Raw genomic sequence first — 18,036 nt, 5'->3', positions numbered from 1 at the left:
GGTGGCTCAAAGGAATTGAATAGCACAGCGAGAGAACATGCAGTCGATTATCCAGCTTCTTCTCCTTCAAAATCAGCTCTGCAAGCGAGGTTCCGCAGTAGCGATCAGCGCTCGATTGAGGAGCCCTCGTGCGCCAGATAGGCTGGTCAGCGTAGGCCGTGAGGCACGAGTATGAGTTGTAAGCTCGGTCAGGCAGGGCGCACCCGTTCCAACAGCATCCATTATCTGCGTGACGGTGTGAACGCTTCCACTTCACTCACCTTCGCGGAGTTGGACGAGGCCGTTCGCGAGGCCGCTGCGTTTCTCCAGCATGGCTGTGATGTACGTGCCGGGCAGCATGTGATGATAACGCTGCGAGACCCGCTGCGCTTTGCCACCGCATTCCTGGCCTGCCAGTACATCGGTGCCGTGCCGATTGGCCTCTCATCCAATTTCAAGCGTTTCAGTGTTGGCGATCATTTGCTGGCGATCGCTCGCGACGCTCAGGCCAGAGTGCTGCTGGTTGATGCGATGCAACAGCAACACGGGGCGATCGACGTGTTGCGCCAGTACACCGATGTCTCGGTGGTCGCAATCGGGGAGCGCTTTGAGTGTGGCTTTCGCGCAGCCGCTCGAGTGGACTCCCCGGTCGCCTTTGTCCAGTACACATCAGGTTCTACCCGCGATCCGAAAGGATCGGTGGTCAGCCGCAAGGCGCTTGAGGCCCAATTTGACTTGCTGATGCGTACATTTGGCTTCGACGAGCATTCGCGATTCGTAAACTGGCTGCCGCTGCACCACGACATGGGATTGGTAAGCAAGTTGTTGCTGCCCTATCACCTGGGCGCGACAAGTGTGCATATGCTGCCAGCCACTTTCATGCAACGTCCGTCCCGTTGGTTGCGGGTCATCGATGAGTTTGGCGGCACGGTCAGCAGCGCCCCGAACTTCGCTTATGAGCTTTGTCTTCACATACCGGAGCATGAGCTGCAGGGCATCGATCTTTCAAGCTGGTCCAGCGCCGTGTGTGGTGCGGAAGCGGTTCGCCATGACACGCTGGCAAAGTTCGCGACTCGGTTTGCCAGCCATGGCTTCGATAGCCGATCCCTGTGCCCTGCTTACGGCATGGCTGAAGCCACCCTCATGATCAGCGCACGGCGTGGTCTTGCACATGACGCCCCGCGCAACGGGGGGAGCAGGCTGCCGGTGAGTCTCTCGCTACCATGGGCGCACTTGCCAGCTGTGGGATGCCTGAGGACACAGATGTCGACATCAGGATCGTTGACACGGCAACCCGTCGTGAATGCGAGCCTGGTCAGGTCGGAGAGATTTGGGTTAGCGCTCCGAGTCTTGCGCAAGGCTACTTGCGCAATGGGCAAATCGATAGCGATGCGTTCGACCATTGCCTACCTCAGGTCCCCCGTAGGCGCTACCTGGCCACTGGGGACCTGGGTTACATCGCAAGCTCCGGCGTTCATGTGCTGGGCCGTATAGGCAGCGCGATCACGGTGGCCGGACGCAAGTATTTCTTCACCGACATCGAGTTTGCCATGCTGCAACTCGATTCACGCTTTACGCCTAACAGCGCGGCGGCGTTGAGCCGAGATGGTGGACAGACGGTGACACTCGTCTATCAAGTGCGACCGAGCGCCATTGCGTTGGACGACCTTCCTGTACTTGGCGAGCGTTGTGCCTCACGGATCGAAGCCATGTTCCCGATCGCCGTTGCCGGGGTGTTGTTCACTCATCGCTCCTTGCCTCGTACCAGCAGCGGTAAGCTGCAACGCGATCGTGTGCGCGAAATGTTCGAGGTTGAGCCTTTGCAGGGCTCTTATATCATGCGCGCACATCGGCAGTCGGCCCCTGAGCCCGGTGCCGGGGCGGGCCCGCTGGAAACTGTTGCGCATCTGCTCGGACGCGCCGCGCACGAGCTTGATCTAGAGCGAACCCTGGTCGAGCTGGGAGCGGATTCGTTGACAATTGTCCGTATCCAGTTTGAGTGGGAGCGTCGCTTTGCTTGTGTCCTTGATCGGGCACGGATGTATGCCGGCGCTCGTCTTGGCGATCTGCTCGATGAAATTCACCCATCGGTACCACAGGTCATAGCGCCCCCTGAACCTGTAAGCGCTCGCAGCGTTGCGGCGACGCATTACCAGCGTGCCTTGGTGTTTGCGCAGACATTGGCGGGTCAGCCGATTTACACTCTGCAACGTGCAGTGTGTATCGAGGGGCAGATCGAGCCAGATCGGCTGCGGCTCGTGCTGGCTCGCCTGGAAGAACGGCATGAGGCTTTGTGCGGGCATTTCAGCCTCGCGTCCGGTGAGCTAAGTTATGTCGTCGACGCTGATTGTGCGCCCTCGCTCGTTTTTGAAGACCTGGGCATGCAGGATGCAACTGCGTCCGCCCGTCTGCATGAATGGAGTGTTCAGGGTATAGAAATCGATGCTGCTCGACTTTATCGGGTGGTACTGCTACGTCGACGCGAGGGTGGGGCGTTTCTCTTGCTTCAAGTCCACCATGCTATTACCGACTTTTGGTCGTTCGTCATTATCTGGCGTGATCTGTTCGCGTTGTATGAAGCCGTCTCGCGCGATGAGCTTGTGCACAAGTCGCCTGACGCTGCGCTCTATCGGCATTTTTGTCAGGAACATCAGGCTTATCTGGGGTCTCAGCAAGCCCAGAACGATGCACATTACTGGCAGTCAAAACTGAACTCGGCCTGTGATCCGCGCCTACCCCTCCTGGCGCAAGGTCTTGAACGGTATGAGGCGCGTAGGCATCGCAGTGAGTTGTCGAAGGACCTGGTCGCGGCGATTCGTGTTCGAGCGGCCGAAGTGGGCGTGACGGTTGGCTGTGTGTTGCAATTGGCAATGGAGGCAAGCCTCGGCATTCTCACGCGTCGCGAACGCGTCCGATATGGCGTTGCTTTACTCAATCGTGCTGCTCGGTATCGTGACACGGTGGGGATGTTCGCCAACCTGATACCAATGGAAGCCGAGGTAACTGCTAATGCGTGCATCGATGACGCGCTCCTAGATGTCAGAAATCGGTTGGCTAGCGCGCTGGCCCACGAGGCCGTGCCGCTTTCGCAGTTGGGCACGGACCTGGCCGCCAGCGGCAGTACGTCGGGCACCTGCTTCGATGTCGTGTTTGCCTACTTCGATATGGCAGGGCTCGATGTCGGCGCCGAATCCGTTGGGATTGCGTTTGAACGAGAGTTCGCCTCCTTCGATATTGGTGGACTGAAGGTGTCGCCCTTCCAACTGCCGCCGGCCTTTGTGCATTATCCCATGCAGATACAGTTGCTGGGTGACGATGACCATTTGCAGTTGTGTGTCGACTATCGTCATGACGCGCTGGATTCGCTGTTGGTGTGGTCATGGGTCCAGCAATTCCATTCGGCGCTGGCGGTCATTGCCCAAGGCAGTAATCGTCGGCTGTCCGCAGCAATGGCACTGCCCGCAACGATCCTTTGTAAATTGCAGGCGTGGGGTGAGGAAGCGGGCAGCCCCCCACCATCCACTATGGCGCGAATCGTCGGGCAGGCTTTGGCGCATCCCGATGCGATCGCTCTGATCCCCGCTGGTGAAGGTGAGGTGTGGACCTACGGGCGTTTGCTGGTCATGGCTGACGCCTATGCCAGGCAGGTGCGTGCGCATGCCACTGATAAGCGCCAGGTCGTAGTGGCCGTTATGCTGCCGCGCAGTCCGTTGGGCGTCGCTGCTTGCCTGGGGGTGATGTTGGCGGGGGGTATCTATCTTCCGATTGACCCATCGACACCCGTGTCCAGGCGTGACTACATGCTAAGTGACAGTGGTGCTGTCGCGGTGATAGCGAATAGTGAATCACTCCAGGCGGGCCTGACCCTGCCCTTGATCGCTACGCCGGATGATGCGAGGGACTCATTGGCATCAAGCGATTCGATGAATCTATTCGCGTGCGCTAATGCGGGTGCCTACGTGCTTTACACATCCGGTAGTACGGGGCAGCCCAAAGGGGTTCTGGTCGACCACCGAGCTCTTGATCATCGACTCGACTGGATGATCGAGCGCCTTGCGCTTTCAGCCGATGATGTGTTCGTACAGAAGACGATTTGGACGTTCGATGTTTCGCTTTGGGAAATCCTTGCCCCCTTAGCACTGGGCGCCAAGGCTGTCTGCATACAACCCCAGCACGAGCGATATCCCGAAGCGGTGGCCGATGCGGTCTTGCGCAATGGGGTCACCATCATGCATTTCGTTCCCTCTGTGCTGAGCCATTGGTTGGGCATAGACGGTGTACGCAAGGCAATCGCAGGGTTACGGCACGTAGTGTGCAGTGGTGAAGCGATGCTGCCGGCCCATGTCCAAGCATTTTTCGCCTGCGCGCCCCACGTACGCCTTTTTAACTTTTACGGGCCCACGGAGGCCGGTATCGATGTGACCTATGCCGAGCTGTTTGCGAACTCGACAGAGGTTTCCATCGGGCGGCCTGCACCGAACTGCGAGGTGTCGATAGTCGATGAACAGGGCGTTCCGGTACTTCCTGGGGCTGAGGGTGAACTTGTGGTTGCCGGGCCACAAGTGGCGATTGGCTATATCGGTAAGCCGGCGTTGACCGCTGACCGATTCATCCCGCCACCCTTGGGAAGGGGATCGCGGAGCTATCGCACCGGCGATCGGGCTCGTTTCGATGAGCATGGCAACATATTCTACCTCGGACGTCTGGACGGTCAGGTCAAGCTCTCTGGATATCGCATCGAACTCGGCGAAATCGAGCAGACACTCAGCCGTCTACCGGGGATTCGCAACGTGGTGGTCATGCTTGTGGAAGAGGTTGGCCCTGCACGACTTTGCGCATTTGTGCACATCGACCATCAGGTAGCGTTGACCAGGATAGAGATCGAGGCGCATGCGCGGGCATGGTTGCCTGAATTCATGGTCCCTCGAGAGTGGCGATTGCTGACGGAATGGCCATTGCTGACTAACGGTAAGGTCGATCGCGCGCAGTTGCGCGCCGAGCGACGTCGTGACGGCGCTGACGCGCCGGTTGTTGGCGCCACCGGCCTTCGCGAGCAACTTGCGCTGCATTGGCAGGCCGTGTTGGGCGGGCCTGTTCCTTGCGATGCTGATGATTTCTTCGAGTGCGGTGGCGACTCGATCTTGGCATTGCATCTGATTGGTCGTCTTCGCGAGGCCGGCATTGCCTTGTCGGTTCAAGCCTTATTCCGTAGCAGCAGTTTCGCTGGGATACAGGAGACCCTCGCCAGCAGCGGGAATGTGCAGCCCGCTGTCCCAGCCGTCGCGCCGTTCAGTCTGCTAAGCGAGCAGGAGCGTTCGGTTCTGGAAACGGCTGAGTTCGAGGATGCTTACCCGCTGAGCTATTTGCAGCGGGGAATCGTGTACAAGTTTTTCAACGATGATCACTACGAGGTCTTCGTAACAACCTTGGAACTCGTTGCTCGTTGGGACGCGCCGGCGTTACACCGTGCGTTGCGCCATGTCGTTGCTGAGCATGGTTTCTTGCGAACCTCTGTCGATTTGGAGCGCTTTGCCGAACCGGTGCAGATCCTGCACCGGTTCGTGGAGGTGGAACTGGCGGTCGAGGACTTGACCGAGTTCACCGAGGCCGAGCGTCAGCGCCAGTTGAAGTCCTGGATAGAGGCGGAGAAAAAAAGGCCTTTCACGTGGGAAGTGGCACCCCATTTCCGCTGCACTGTCCACTTGCTCGATCAAGAGCGCTTTCAGTTGACCTTTGCCGATGCTTCGCTCGACGGCTGGTGTGTGGCAACCGTGTTGACGGAGCTGCTAGAAGTCTATTCTGCCTATAGCATGGGCAAGGTGCCGGATACGGCCAGACGCCCACTGCTCGGCTATGCCGAGTTCGTGGCTTTGGAGCGTCAGGCGCTGACCAGTGCGGCCCATGCCCAGTTCTGGGCTAATGTGCTTGAGACCGGGTGTTTCGCCGATACACAGGCACCGTCGCTGTCCGCTGGTGGGCTGCACCGTCGGCTGACCTGGCAGGCCACGGCCCGACCGGTGGAACGTCTCAAGGCTATCGCCCAAGTGGCACGGGTACCATTGAAGAATCTGCTGATGGCGATCCATTTCTACGCATTGGCTCGCGTCACCAACAGTACGTTGCAGCGCAGTGGAGTTGAATTCAATGGCAGGCCAGAGCTGAGCGGTGGCGACCGTTGCATCGGGGTATTCAATAATCTGCTCCCGGTAGCTATCGATCTGCAAGGCATGAGTTGGGGGCAATTGCTGCGCACCTGCTTTGACATAGAGAAGAGCTATTTACCGTACCGGCGCTTTCCCTATGCTCGACTGGTCGCTATGAATGACGGGCGTCCGTTGTTTCAGGCGCTCTTCGTATATACGCATTTTCATGTGTATCGCGGCTTGCAGGCACTTCCACTGAAGGTGGCCAGTCACTATGCGTCCGACCAAACTTATGTGCCGCTGACCGTCCACTTTAACCAGGATCACCTTGGAGACGGTCTGCGGGTTCTTTTCGATTACGATGCACGGCATGTCTCGCGTGATCAAGTCGAGCAAGTCCGCGCGGCTATCGCTACGACGTTCGAGTTTTTGTCCCAGTACGACTCCATCAAGGACATGCTGGGCGAAGCGGTCTTTCCTGGTCCGGCGCTACCTGCCCCCCTTTCACTTAACGTTACACTGGACGAACCTTATGCATAGCCGTTCCAAGCCCACCGGTTTCAATGAGCAGAAGGAAAAACAGCAGTTTCTCTCCGAGCTTCTTGGGCAAACGGTGGCTGCACCGAGCGCCACCAGCCATGAGGTGGAGGGGGAGCCGCTGTCCAATCTTGAGGCTAAGCTGCTAGATATCTGGAGTGAGTCGTTTGCCCGTCCCGTCCAGGTGGAGGACAACTATTTCGCGCTAGGCGGTGACTCGCTCAAGAGCATCCGCATCTCTGCGCGGGCCAGGCGCGCAGGGCTTGATATAGCCATGCAGGACATCATCAATCACCCCACGGTGCGCGCGCTTGCCCAGCATCTGGCGGCTTGTGCGACGAGCACCAGCCTCTCGATTGATACCGTTGTGACGGCAGGCCAGGCCGAGAGTGGTATTTATCCCTCCACGGCTGCCCAGGAGGGTATGCTGTACCACTGCTTGGCCAACCCGCAGGATTCGCTCTATGTCTCGCAATTCAGCTGTGTGCTGGTGGGCGCGCTTGATCCTGGGCGTTTCGAGACCGCGTTGCGTCTACTGATAAAGCGACACCCCGCGTTACGTACGGCCTTTCCAGAAAGCCTTCGTGCTTGCCACAGCCAGCAAATCCATGAAAATGTGACGGTGATGCTGCGCTATGAGTCGCCTGACGTACAGACAGGCGTCACGGAGCTGGATCAGCTCAAGCGTCGCGAGCGCGAACTTCCTTTCGAATTCTCCCTCCCACCACTGTTGCGCATTTGCCTGGTGAGGTTGTCCGCAGAGCGGCATTTGTGGATTTGGACACAACACCATCTAATCGCCGACGGACGAGCTCAAGAATGTCTGATGATCGAGCTTGCGGACTTGTATGCCGGTCTGGCGATAGACTCAGCGTTGCACGTAGAAGAGGATCCGAGTTATCGCCATCTTCTGCTCGACACGCGAGCAAGAGCTCGGGCTGAACAACAATTCTGGGCCGATTATCTTGCGCATGTCGATGTCACGGCATTGCTAGGCAGGCAATCGGATGTCACCACGCCCGAGGAACTCTCGTTCGAGCTTTCTCAAGAAATCACTGGTGCGCTTGGTGATGCGCTAGTCAGTGCGCAACTGACGATGGCCAGCGCCTTTGCTTCCTGGTTTGCGTTGGCGCTTGCGGTAACGTTCGACCGCCGTGACCTGTTGGTGGGCCTAGTGACGTCTGGACGACATGCCGAGCATTCGGACTACGCCGACACCGTGGGTAACTTGATCAGCACACTGCCTTTGAGAGCGACGCTCAACGGCGGCCGAAGCTTGAAGCAGTGGACGCGGGCCATGCAGTCCAGCATCGCCTGTCTGCAACAGCGCGCACATGATTCGCTGCCTGACATCAAGCGCAGTATCGGTTGGCCGGCCGAGTCGGCGCTTTTCGATGCCATCTACGTGCACGAGAACCATGCCCCTGTGGGGCGGTTATTTGGAGTGGCGACAGGACTGCAGGTAGAGGACATGCAGTTTCACATCAACGAGGGCTACCCACTGGTCATCGTCTGCGAGCAAGCGGAGCGTGTGCGTTTCACTCTGCGTTATCAATCGCAGGTCTGCTCCAGTACTCAGGCGCAAGAGTTGATCAGCCGGCTACAGCAGCTGTGCAGCACTTGGGCGGATAAAGCATCGCTGGATCTCTCGAGGGTCGTTGAACTCATTCGATGAGCGCGATTTTCCAGCCGGCCGCGCCGTTTCAGCCGATGGCGGCGACGGCCTGGTCCAGATAGGCAAGGTTTGCCCGTTGTGCAGCTTGTTTGACGCGTTCGAGATTGGCTCGATCAATGAAGTTCTCTGTGATTGAAATGCCGCCTCGTTCGTTCAGAACCTGGTGCCACCAGCCACTGGGCGTGAACACAAGATCCCCGGGTTGTTGCACGCATTCGATCGCTTGGGCCTGGGCGAAGAGTGGGTGGGCCGTCAGGTCAGGTTCGAAAGTGTTTACATGACCTTGATACATCAGGGCCTGCTGATCCGGAGAATAGAAGCGCCAGCGCTTGCGACCCGTAATCACGACATTCCAGGCACTGGTGTCGAGAACATCGACGTGCAGATGAGTGCCTGATCCAGCCGGTCCGATGAACATCCAGCGCCATTGCGGTCGCAAGTTTTCAGGCAGTTTCGCTTCTAGACGCTCGAACAGGTCGAGTGCTTCGTAATCGTTCAGTAGTTGCGGGCAATTGCGTTCGAAAATCCAATTGCACAGATACAAAGGATCGGCTTCTTGAGTGCACTCGAGATACTTCAGGTATGTGGCAAGCAGCATGTCTTGCGCGTCGCGGCCCCTTTGGCGGCTGACCGTTACCGTTGTATGGCCGGCATGTTTGGCGAAGTACTCATGGGACCATTTCCAACGCGCGGGCCAATGATCCGTTACGCCGCGAATGAGCACGGGTTTGCCCGGTGTGATGTAGAGACTGTTGAGCGTCTCGGGTGTGGGGGCGGTGATAATATCTATCGCCAGCGGCGCAGGTGGTAGGGGGTGATTTGACATGATCAATGAGGCCGAGATCGCGAGGGAGAGAGTATTCTATTGTCTTGGCGCTGTCGTTTGACAAGACATCTTAGAAGGATCTATGCGACTCTATCAATAGACATTTCAGAACAGCTCGATCATTGCTGATCGATGTGCCAATCAAAACAATTGTTCAGGGAAGAATGTATGCGTGATGAACCCTATGTCAACGCGCCATCGTTGACGGCGGAGCAGCGCGAAGCGTTACGCCAGAGGCTTGTCAAAAAGAACCTGATCGACTCGACACAACACGAGGCAGCACAAACCTTTATTTGCGAGGCGCGTGATCGACAAACGATTGTTTCCTTGGTGCGGGGGGAGAATCGAACCTCGAAGGCATCTACCCTCTGACCTCCCTACAGGAGGGGTTGCTGTACCATCATATGTTGGCTGGCGATGCCGACCCATATTTACGTCATCAGATTGTTCATTTCACAAGCCGCGATGCGCTTGATCGTTTTGTCCTGGCTCTGTGTAAGGTGGTTGAACGCCATGCGGTCCTGAGAACCGCAGTGCTGTGGGAAGGGCTCGCTATGCCCTTGCAGGTGGTGCTACGTGCCGTTGAGTTGCCGATACTGGAGCTCCAGGCTCCGGTGCAGGGTGCCAGCGATCAATGGCTGACCGACCAACTAGGACCTGAGCATCGCATTGATATCAGTACCGCTCCGCTGATGAAAGGGCTTTTCGCCCGATCGAATTCCGGTGGCTGGTCATTGTTGATCCTGTCTCATCATCTGGTGGGGGATCGCACCTCCTTGCGTCTGATGCAAGACGAGTTGTCCCTGATCATGGCTGGTGATGAGGCACGCCTGCCGATCGTGAATCAGTTCCCAGATTACGCAGTAAAGGTTTGGGCGCTCGGTACGCAACGCGATGAGGCGTTTTTCCGCGAACGGCTTGGCGATCTACGTGAGCCGACTGCACCGTTGGGACTATTGGACGCGGTGGATGCACGAGCGGTGCTCGGTGAGGCCAGGACAGTGCTTGATGCTTCTCTGGTGACACGTCTACGTGAGCTGACGAGGCGTCATGGTGTCGGCATCCCCGCAATTCTGCACGTGGCATGGACGCTGGTGCTGTCGCGCCTGAGCGGGGTACAGGACGTGGTTTTCGGTACGGTGTTATCTGGGCGTATGAACGACCGGGCTCGTACTTCCAACATGCTAGGTATGTTGGTCAATACCTTGCCTTTCCGTCTGAACTTGCTGAGCCTGGACGTGAGCCAAAGTTTGATTCAGGCACAACGACTGTTAGGTGAGTTGGTCGAACACGAGCATGCGCCGTTCTCGCTGGCCCGTCGCTGTAGCGGCGTTGAGGGGAGCGGGGCGCTGACGGGGGCACTGCTCGATTACCGTTACCTGCCCGCATCGTCCGCAGCGCCATTGGCCGAGCGCTCGGAAGATGACCTGGTCAGTGAGCGCACGAGTTTCCCTCTGGTGCTTACGGTCGATGACTCCGGTCAGGCGCTGGTGTTGAAGGTGCAGACCTTGGCCGATCTGCAACCTGAGCGGGTTGCGCTCTACTGTGAACAGGCGTTGGAGCAGTTGGCGGTAGCGGTGGAGCACGCACCTTATCGTGCTGTCAGCGATCTGCAGGTGATCCCGGAGGAACAAATGGCTCGTCTCGTCCCTTCGAACGGGCGAGTCGATGATTTTCTGTTAGCCGGTGACAGCGTACATGGCCTCTTTGAGGCGCAGGTTGCACGTACGCCAAGGGCACCTTGTCTGATCAGCGACGCGGAGACCATCGATTATCTCGAGCTGGATACGCGAGCGAGCAGATTGGCGACGCACCTGCGCAATCTTGGACTGCGCGCGGAAGACCGGATCGCGTTGTGCTTGCCTCGCGGGATCGAGATGATCGTGGCGATGCTCGCGGTGATGAAGTCTGGAGGGGCCTATGTGCCGCTTGATCCTGGCTATCCGCAAGCACGTCTGCGTTTGCTGATTCGGCTTGCGCGGCCTGCTCTTGTATTGAGCGGGGCCGAGGGGGCTGAGTTGGCCCGCGAGTTGGGGCTGGCTCATGTTGACCTGCGGCAGCTCGAACGCTGGTCTGGCAGCCAGGACGTCGATGCACCGTCGTCTTTGCCGCGCGTGTCTGCGCAGCAAGCTGCTTATATCATGTTCACTTCAGGCTCTACTGGGGAGCCGAAGGGCGTTACGGTCGAGCACCGCAACGTCGTCACATTCATGCGTGCGCATGCGCGATGGTGTCGGCTGGGGGAAGAGGATCGTGTACTACATTTCGCTTCGCCCTCGTTTGACAATGCCATTGCCGAGATTTTCCCTGCCTTGAGCGTGGGCGCCGCCATCGTGGTGCGCCCCGATGGTCCGGTGGCGCCTGACGATGCCTTCGTGCGCTATTTGGCGCGTCATCGTGTCACCGTGGTAGATCTGCCGACCGCATTCTGGCACCTTTGGGCACAGCAGGTCGCCACGGGTGACCAAGGCTGCCTGCCCAGGCCGCCATTGCGTCTTATCCTGGCGGGTGGCGAGAAGCTGCAGCATGACGCCTTGCGCGACTGGTTCAAGGCCTCGGGGACTCAGGAAATACGCCTTGGCGATAGCTATGGCCTGACCGAAACGACGGTCAATTCCATCATGGGCGAGCTGACTGCGGATCATGCCCGCTCAGAGAGAACATTGCCCCTTGGCAACGCTCTCGATAACAGCCGTACCTATATTCTTGATAGATACGGACGTCTGGCGCCACAAGGCTTGGCCGCAGAGATCTGCATTGGTGGTGCAGGCGTCGCACGAGGTTATCTCGATCGCCCCGCGTTGACCGCTGCCCGCTTCTTGCCTGATCCCTATGGGCCGCCCGGCGCGCGTCTGTATTGCACGGGCGACATCGGGCGGCGGAATCGGGACGCGCAGTTCGAGTATGTTTGCCGCAACGACAAGCAGATCAAGTTGCGGGGCTATCGCATTGAACCGGAGGAGGTGGAGTCGACACTCCGAGGTGTTGGCGGCGTTCGAGATGCCAAAGTCATTGCTGATCAACAGCGGCTGATTGCCTATATCATCTGCGAAGACGGTGCAGCCCTCGACAGCGAGCGCTTGCGTGCTGGATTGTGCGAGGTGCTGCCCGCCTACATGGTGCCGGCCCTGTACCTTGAAGTAGCGCGATGGCCGGTCAATACCCATGGCAAGATCGACATCTCCGCATTACCTTCGCCTGATGTCAGCCGGTCCGACGAGCCTATGTTGCTGGTGTCATTGACGCCGATGCAGTCACTGCTGGCAGGCGTGTGGCGGGAGTTGCTGGAGCGCGATGTATTTGGTGTCGATGATGACTTTTTCGCATTGGGCGGTCATTCACTGCTGGCTATCAGGGTGGTATCGAGAGTTCGCTCCCTGACACAGGTCGCGCTCAGCGTTCGTGATGTATTCGCCTATCCGTTGCTCAAGGATTTCGCGCTCGCCCTCGAACGAGCTAAACCACAAGAGGAGCGTGTGATCAAGCGCCAGGGAGGTCCGGCTAGATTGTCGTTTGCCCAGGAACGACTGTGGTTCCTGAGTCGGCTCGATCGTCGCCAGAGTCTTGCCTACCATCTGAGCGGCGGCTTGCGGATCCGGGGAGCGCTCGATAGCGCTGCCTTAAGGGCCGCCTTCGCGGAGGTGGTCGAGCGCCACGAAGTTCTTCGCACCGTATTCATCGAAGAGCGAGGTGTTGTGCAGCCGGTCGTTGTCTCTGCCGATGAGGGGTTCAATTGGCGCGTCGAAGCGATAGCGATCGAGGAAAACGCCGAGTTGCACGTGGCCAAGCTGTTCGCCCATGCTGCCCAGCGACCGTTCGACTTGGCATGTGGGCCCCTGATTGACGCTACTTTGCTTCAGCTCGCGGCTGATGAACATGTGTTGCTCGTTACAATGCACCATATCATCTCCGATGGCTGGTCGATGAGCCTGCTCGCCAGCGAGCTGTCCGGGCTGTATGGGCACTTCGCCCACGGCGACATGTACCCTCTGATGCCGATGACGCTGCAATATTCGGACTACGCGCTGTGGCAACGTGAGACCATGGTTGTGCATGATGAAGATCTTCGTTACTGGCGCAAACATATGGCCGGCGCGCCAGCCTGTCTGAAGCTGCCTGCGCAACGTGCTCGCCCCGCGATTCAGGATCCAGCAGGGAAATGTCTGACCTTCACTCTCGATTGTGCCTTGACGGCTGCCCTACGTGAACTGGGGAGACGTCACGGTGTAACGCTCTACATGATTTTGCTGGGTGCCTATGCCGTGTTGCTGGATAGGCTGGCGGGGCAGACATCGGTGGTTATTGGTACGCCAGTGGCCAACCGTACTACGCTTGAGCTCGAGGGGCTCATCGGTTGCTTCGTCAACACCTTGCCCCTGCATATACGTCTGGGCGACAAGCCTTCGGTGGCGCAGCTGTTGGCGCGCATCAAGCAACTGACGATCGATGCGCAGGAGCGACAACACGTGCCGTTTGAGCAAATCGTCGACGCGGTACGCCCTGTTCGTGACCGTGCCTACAATCCCTTTTCCAGGCCATGCTGGTCTGGCAGAACACACCGACCGCCAAGTTTCGGCTCGAAGGGCTGGAAATCAGCGAGGTGCATCCGCAGATTCAAACCACGCAATGCGATCTGGCCCTGATGATGGAAGAGCGCACCGATGAGGTGGGGGGGACATGGGTTTACGCGACTGCGTTGTTCGACGAGGACACTGTCGCTGACTTCCTTCAGACGTTCAAGTGTGTGCTGGTGGCATTGGTTGAGGAGCGCAACCTGTTTTCCGATGCGAGTTCCGGTCTAGCATCTGATCGTCTGCTCCGCGCTCACGATGTTGCCGCCATGATTCCTTCATCGAGTTCCGCCTGTCTGCACGATTGCGTGTCCCATTGGGCGCGAATGACCCCGAATGCCGTTGCGATCGAAGAGGGTTCGCGACAACTCGGTTACTTGGAACTGGATGCCTCGGCGAATCAGCTGGCTCGCTATCTGCGCTCACGCGGTGTCGGCGCTGGCAGTCATGTCGCGGTGGCGATGTCGAAGAGCATCGAACTGGTCATCGCAATTGTGGCGATACTCAAGGCCGGTGGCGCTTATGTGCCGCTTGAAACGCAATCGGTTAAGGGCCGCATGCTCGAGATCATCGAAGACAGCCAGCCTCTGCTGGTGATCATCGATGACGAGGGGCGCCAAGCGCTGGCGGGAGAAAGCGATGCTGCATGGCTTGACTATCACATGGAACATGCAGCCTGGGGAGGGCTTGCGGCTCACGGGCTCGATGTTGAAATCGCCGGCGCAGCTGCGGCTTATGTCATCTACACCTCTGGCTCGACAGGGCGTCCAAAGGGAGTGGTTGTGGAGCACGCCCAGGTCCGCTCGCTGCTGGACGTTCTCGTGGGCACGATAGGCGCGTTACAGGACGATGTCTGGAGTCTCTTCCACTCGATCGCTTTCGATTTTTCGGTATGGGAATTGTTCGGCGGTCTGCGCGCCGGGTCGAAGGTACTGATGGTCCCTGCAGCGCTAACACGCATCCCCGGAGAACTGTACCGTTGGCTCTGTGAGCGGAGGGTGACGGTATTCAGCCAGACCCCAGGTGCGTTCGCGCAGATAGTGGAGGAGCACCTGCGTGCACCTCGAGCCCATAGCTTGCGTCAGGTGATTTTTGGAGGTGAACAGCTGGATCCGGCACTGCTTCGTGGTTGGTTCGATGCCGATGCCGCTGGCCAAACCCAGTTTATCGACATGTATGGTATCACCGAGGGCACGATCCATACGACCTGGCATCGCTTGAGCGAGGACGACACACAACCATGGGCCCAGAGGTCGGTCGGCAAAGCGATCTCGGGGCGGCATGTGTATGTCCTAGATGAGCAGTTGCAGCCTGCAGGCAACGGCATCTTGGGCGAGATTTGGATTGCTGGTGAAGGGGTTGCTCGGGGATATTACAGGCTGCCGGCATTGACTGCGGAGCGTTTCGTGCCCGACCCATTTTCTGCCCGGTCAGGGGCGCGCATGTATCGCAGTGGTGACCTTGGACGCTTGCTCGACAATGGCGAGCTGGAATACGCAGGGCGCGCAGATGAACAAGTGAATGTCCGTGGCTTCCGTGTCGAGCTTGGAGAGGTTTCGGCGCGGCTGGCCATGCATCCTGCCGTCGGACAAGCTCACGTCGTTGCTCTTGCATCAGCAAGCGGCGGGATTCGACTCGTTGCTTATTATCGCCTCGGTCAACCTGATGAAGTCCCACCCTCACCGATTGCGTTTCGTGAGTATTTGTCCGGTATTTTGCCAGCTTATATGGTGCCGGTCGCCTATGTGCAAATTGCACAGTTTCCATTAACGGTGAATGGCAAAGTCGATGTGAAGGTCTTGCCTATGCCAGCGTCGGAAGATTTTTCCAGGCGCTTGTACGAACCCGCGATCAATGACACCGAATCTTGGCTGGTCGCGACATGGTCGCAGCTATTGGCAGTCGACGATATTAGCCGGCACGATGACTTTTTCGAGCTGGGCGGCCACTCATTATTGGTTGGGCAACTGGTGGCGCGCATCCGTGATAAATTCGATATCGAGGTGTCTATGGGAGACATCTTCGATATTCCCGTGCTGCATGCCTTCGCCGCACGCCTCGACGAGCTGTCATGCGATGAATTCGAAACGTTCGATTTTTGATAGTCCATCCTATGGTCGCCTGCGAGGTGGTCTGTGGTAGGCGGCGCATGAGGTCTCCACTAGGCGGTCAGCACAAGGCCGCCCACATTCCAATGAGGGGATAGAATGAGCGATTTGCCCGCGCGTATAACAGTGGTCCTATCCTGTAAGGCCTTGCCAGAATTCGAGGAGGCAGTCCAGGTTGGCTTGCAGGATAAGAAGCAGGTGGTTCATGAAGGTGTGGAAAACCAGGCTGGTATTCATGAATTCACATGCCAAGTTCAAGTGCGGTCCAAGGACCACGGGCAGGTCGATTTTTCAGGGCCTTTCGTCCATGGAGTGGCCCAGGCACGCTTCCTCTATTTGAGCTGGAGGCGTGGCGGAGATTGCGCAACGCCATGGGTGCAGCGCGTCAAGGTTCCCTTGCAGTTCACGGCAGCAGACCTGACTGGCGCGACTCGGTTGCGCGCCGACATAACAGGGCGAAAGCCCCATGCACGAGAGGCTGTGGCATGGCAAATAGCGTGATATGAGCGCTATTTGCCGCTAGTGCGGCTCAGGCCTGTTCGCAGGTGTGCAGCCTGGTCGCTAGTGCATGAGAAATCTCTGCCGACCGGGTAGCGAGGATCGACAGCAGCGTGTCGCTCAGGCCATGCGAGTTTTCACAGGCCCCTTGGAGGAAAATCGAGGGTTGAAAGTCATCTGTCGTATGCAGGCGATAGTGCCTGTCTACGCGCAAGTCGCTCAGATACGAGGCCAAGGGTTGGAGTAGGGTGCGATGATGGTCTCGTTGATAGCCTGTGGCGAGTATGACCAAGTCGTACTGCTCAGTGGTGCGCGTATTGTCGTGCATATCGCGTAGCGCGATATTCACTCCTTGTGCCGACGTTTCGACGGCAGTGATTTCTTGGTCGTTGAGAACACGATGGCGCTCCACGCCGTTGACCTTCTGCTGATAGATGAGCTGGTAAATGCGCTCGACTAAGTCCAGGTTGGCAGCAGCGTAATTGGTATGGCGAAAATCTTTGACATAGGCACTGTTTCGCTCGGGGTTCTCAAATAGAGAGTCGACTATGTCGGCGTCGAAGATTTCGTTGACGAAAGGGCTGTCGTCCGAGACCCGCAAGGCACTCTGACGCATGATCAAATCGCACTTTACGTGGGGCAGGCGATTCGGCAGATCCATGAATATTTCTGCAGCGCTCTGCCCGGCGCCTACCAGTGCGATGCGTTGGGCGCCGCAGTGCTCGGCGATGTGTTTCAGATAGCTGCTTGAGTGAAATATCCTTGGATCGTGCTTATAAGGCGAGAACTGCTCGGGTATGCGTATGCTTCCGCCAACGCCCATGACAAGATGGCGCGTAAGGTAAGAGCGTTCGAGCCCCTGGGTATCGCGCGTGTGCACATTCAACAGTTTGACGGAGCGCGCTTCTGACACGGGGGTGACATGGATGACCTCTTGGCCATATTCGATACAGTCATCGAAATGACTGGCGGCCCATGCCAAGTAGTCGCTGAATTCCTGTCGGCTGGGATAGAAAGTTTTCAGGTTGATGAATGCCTGAAGACGGTTCTTCTCATGAAGGTAGTTGACGAAAGTAAAGTGACTCTTGGGGTTGCGTAACGAAACCAGATCCTTGAGAAATGCTACTTGCATACGCGTGTCGGGCAGCAACATGTGCTCATGCCACGAAAAGTTCTTTGACTTTTCGAGGAAGCGTATGTTCTGAGGGCGTCTGTCCTGGTGTTGTTCGTGCAGCGCAATGGCTAGCGCCAGATTGGAAGGGCCGAAGCCAACTCCGATGAGATCATGTATTTCCATATGCAACCGTATCCTTTGGCTTGGCGTTCGGCGCCGACGAGTATGGGGCCTGTACGACTCTCTTGCGCAGTTTCTCAAGTAGCGCAAAGAAAACGAAGTATACACACCTGTATAATCGAGAAAACCATATTTCGCCTGTCCCGCTCAACACTTACACTTCGTTTAGGAGGGGGCGCCGCGGCGCGCTACGCCTGTGACAGGTCAGGGGAGCGGGTTTGCGGCTGCATGGCTTCGGCATAGGCCAGTCATTGCGTGCAACGAGTTGGGGACTTTCGGATCCGGGCTCCGGAGCGCTCAGGTACGACCTGAAGCGCTGTACGTAGGAGTCCGCCCTGTTTATCAGGACTTCAACACTTTCGGCGGCGATGGATGCCCGGATGTAGGTTAGTAGGCTGGGATGGG

At 57.8% G+C, this 18,036-nt stretch carries 9 protein-coding genes; 7 read left to right on the top strand and 2 right to left on the bottom strand.

Annotated features, from left to right (window positions below; all coding sequences use genetic code 11):
* Nucleotides 1-171 precede the first annotated feature (171 nt).
* From ACZ5KU_RS19335 to ACZ5KU_RS19325, 3 genes are read left to right on the top strand one after another with little or no spacing between them, the layout of a single operon-like run.
* Nucleotides 172-1,473 (top strand): AMP-binding protein, encoded by a 1,302-nt coding sequence (locus ACZ5KU_RS19335; RefSeq protein WP_464736046.1) that lies wholly within the window; start codon nt 172-174, stop codon nt 1,471-1,473.
* Nucleotides 1,458-6,662, top strand: a complete 5,205-nt coding sequence (locus ACZ5KU_RS19330) for a non-ribosomal peptide synthetase (protein WP_464736045.1) — start codon at nt 1,458-1,460, stop codon at nt 6,660-6,662. Before ACZ5KU_RS19335 ends, ACZ5KU_RS19330 begins: the two co-directional genes overlap by 16 nt.
* Nucleotides 6,655-8,334 (top strand): condensation domain-containing protein, encoded by a 1,680-nt coding sequence (locus tag ACZ5KU_RS19325; protein WP_416769462.1) that lies wholly within the window; start codon nt 6,655-6,657, stop codon nt 8,332-8,334. Before ACZ5KU_RS19330 ends, ACZ5KU_RS19325 begins: the two co-directional genes overlap by 8 nt.
* 28 nt (nt 8,335-8,362) lie before the next feature.
* Here the strand turns inward: ACZ5KU_RS19325 and ACZ5KU_RS19320 are convergent, their stop codons facing one another.
* Nucleotides 8,363-9,160: a cupin-like domain-containing protein gene (locus ACZ5KU_RS19320; RefSeq protein ID WP_054063137.1), complete on the bottom strand. Its 798-nt coding sequence runs from the start codon at nt 9,158-9,160 to the stop codon at nt 8,363-8,365.
* Between the two features lie 168 nt (nt 9,161-9,328).
* Between ACZ5KU_RS19320 and ACZ5KU_RS19315 the strand changes: the two genes are divergently transcribed.
* The 4 genes from ACZ5KU_RS19315 to ACZ5KU_RS19300 all read left to right on the top strand — a co-directional run bounded on the left by ACZ5KU_RS19315 (nt 9,329) and on the right by ACZ5KU_RS19300 (nt 16,340).
* Nucleotides 9,329-9,532, top strand: a complete 204-nt coding sequence (locus tag ACZ5KU_RS19315) for a hypothetical protein (protein WP_464736044.1) — start codon at nt 9,329-9,331, stop codon at nt 9,530-9,532.
* Nucleotides 9,533-9,549: 17 nt separating this feature from the next.
* Nucleotides 9,550-13,803 carry an amino acid adenylation domain-containing protein gene (locus ACZ5KU_RS19310; protein WP_464736043.1) on the top strand — a complete coding sequence of 1,418 codons (4,254 nt, stop codon included), beginning with the start codon at nt 9,550-9,552 and terminating at the stop codon, nt 13,801-13,803.
* Nucleotides 13,698-15,833 carry a non-ribosomal peptide synthetase gene (locus tag ACZ5KU_RS19305; protein WP_464736042.1) on the top strand — a complete coding sequence of 712 codons (2,136 nt, stop codon included), beginning with the start codon at nt 13,698-13,700 and terminating at the stop codon, nt 15,831-15,833. Before ACZ5KU_RS19310 ends, ACZ5KU_RS19305 begins: the two co-directional genes overlap by 106 nt.
* 105 nt (nt 15,834-15,938) lie before the next feature.
* Nucleotides 15,939-16,340 carry a DUF5990 family protein gene (locus ACZ5KU_RS19300; protein ID WP_054063135.1) on the top strand — a complete coding sequence of 134 codons (402 nt, stop codon included), beginning with the start codon at nt 15,939-15,941 and terminating at the stop codon, nt 16,338-16,340.
* A 28-nt stretch (nt 16,341-16,368) separates the two neighbouring features.
* On the opposite strand, the gene ACZ5KU_RS19295 is transcribed toward ACZ5KU_RS19300, so the two are convergent.
* Nucleotides 16,369-17,634, bottom strand: coding sequence for a lysine N(6)-hydroxylase/L-ornithine N(5)-oxygenase family protein (locus ACZ5KU_RS19295; RefSeq protein WP_464736041.1), 1,266 nt, complete (start codon nt 17,632-17,634; stop codon nt 16,369-16,371).
* Nucleotides 17,635-18,036: the final 402 nt, after the last annotated feature.

It is taken from the genome of Pseudomonas sp. Tof1 (assembly GCF_055390395.1).
The sequence above is the reverse complement of the archived record's forward strand: the minus strand, read 5'-3'. Positions and strand labels throughout refer to the sequence as shown.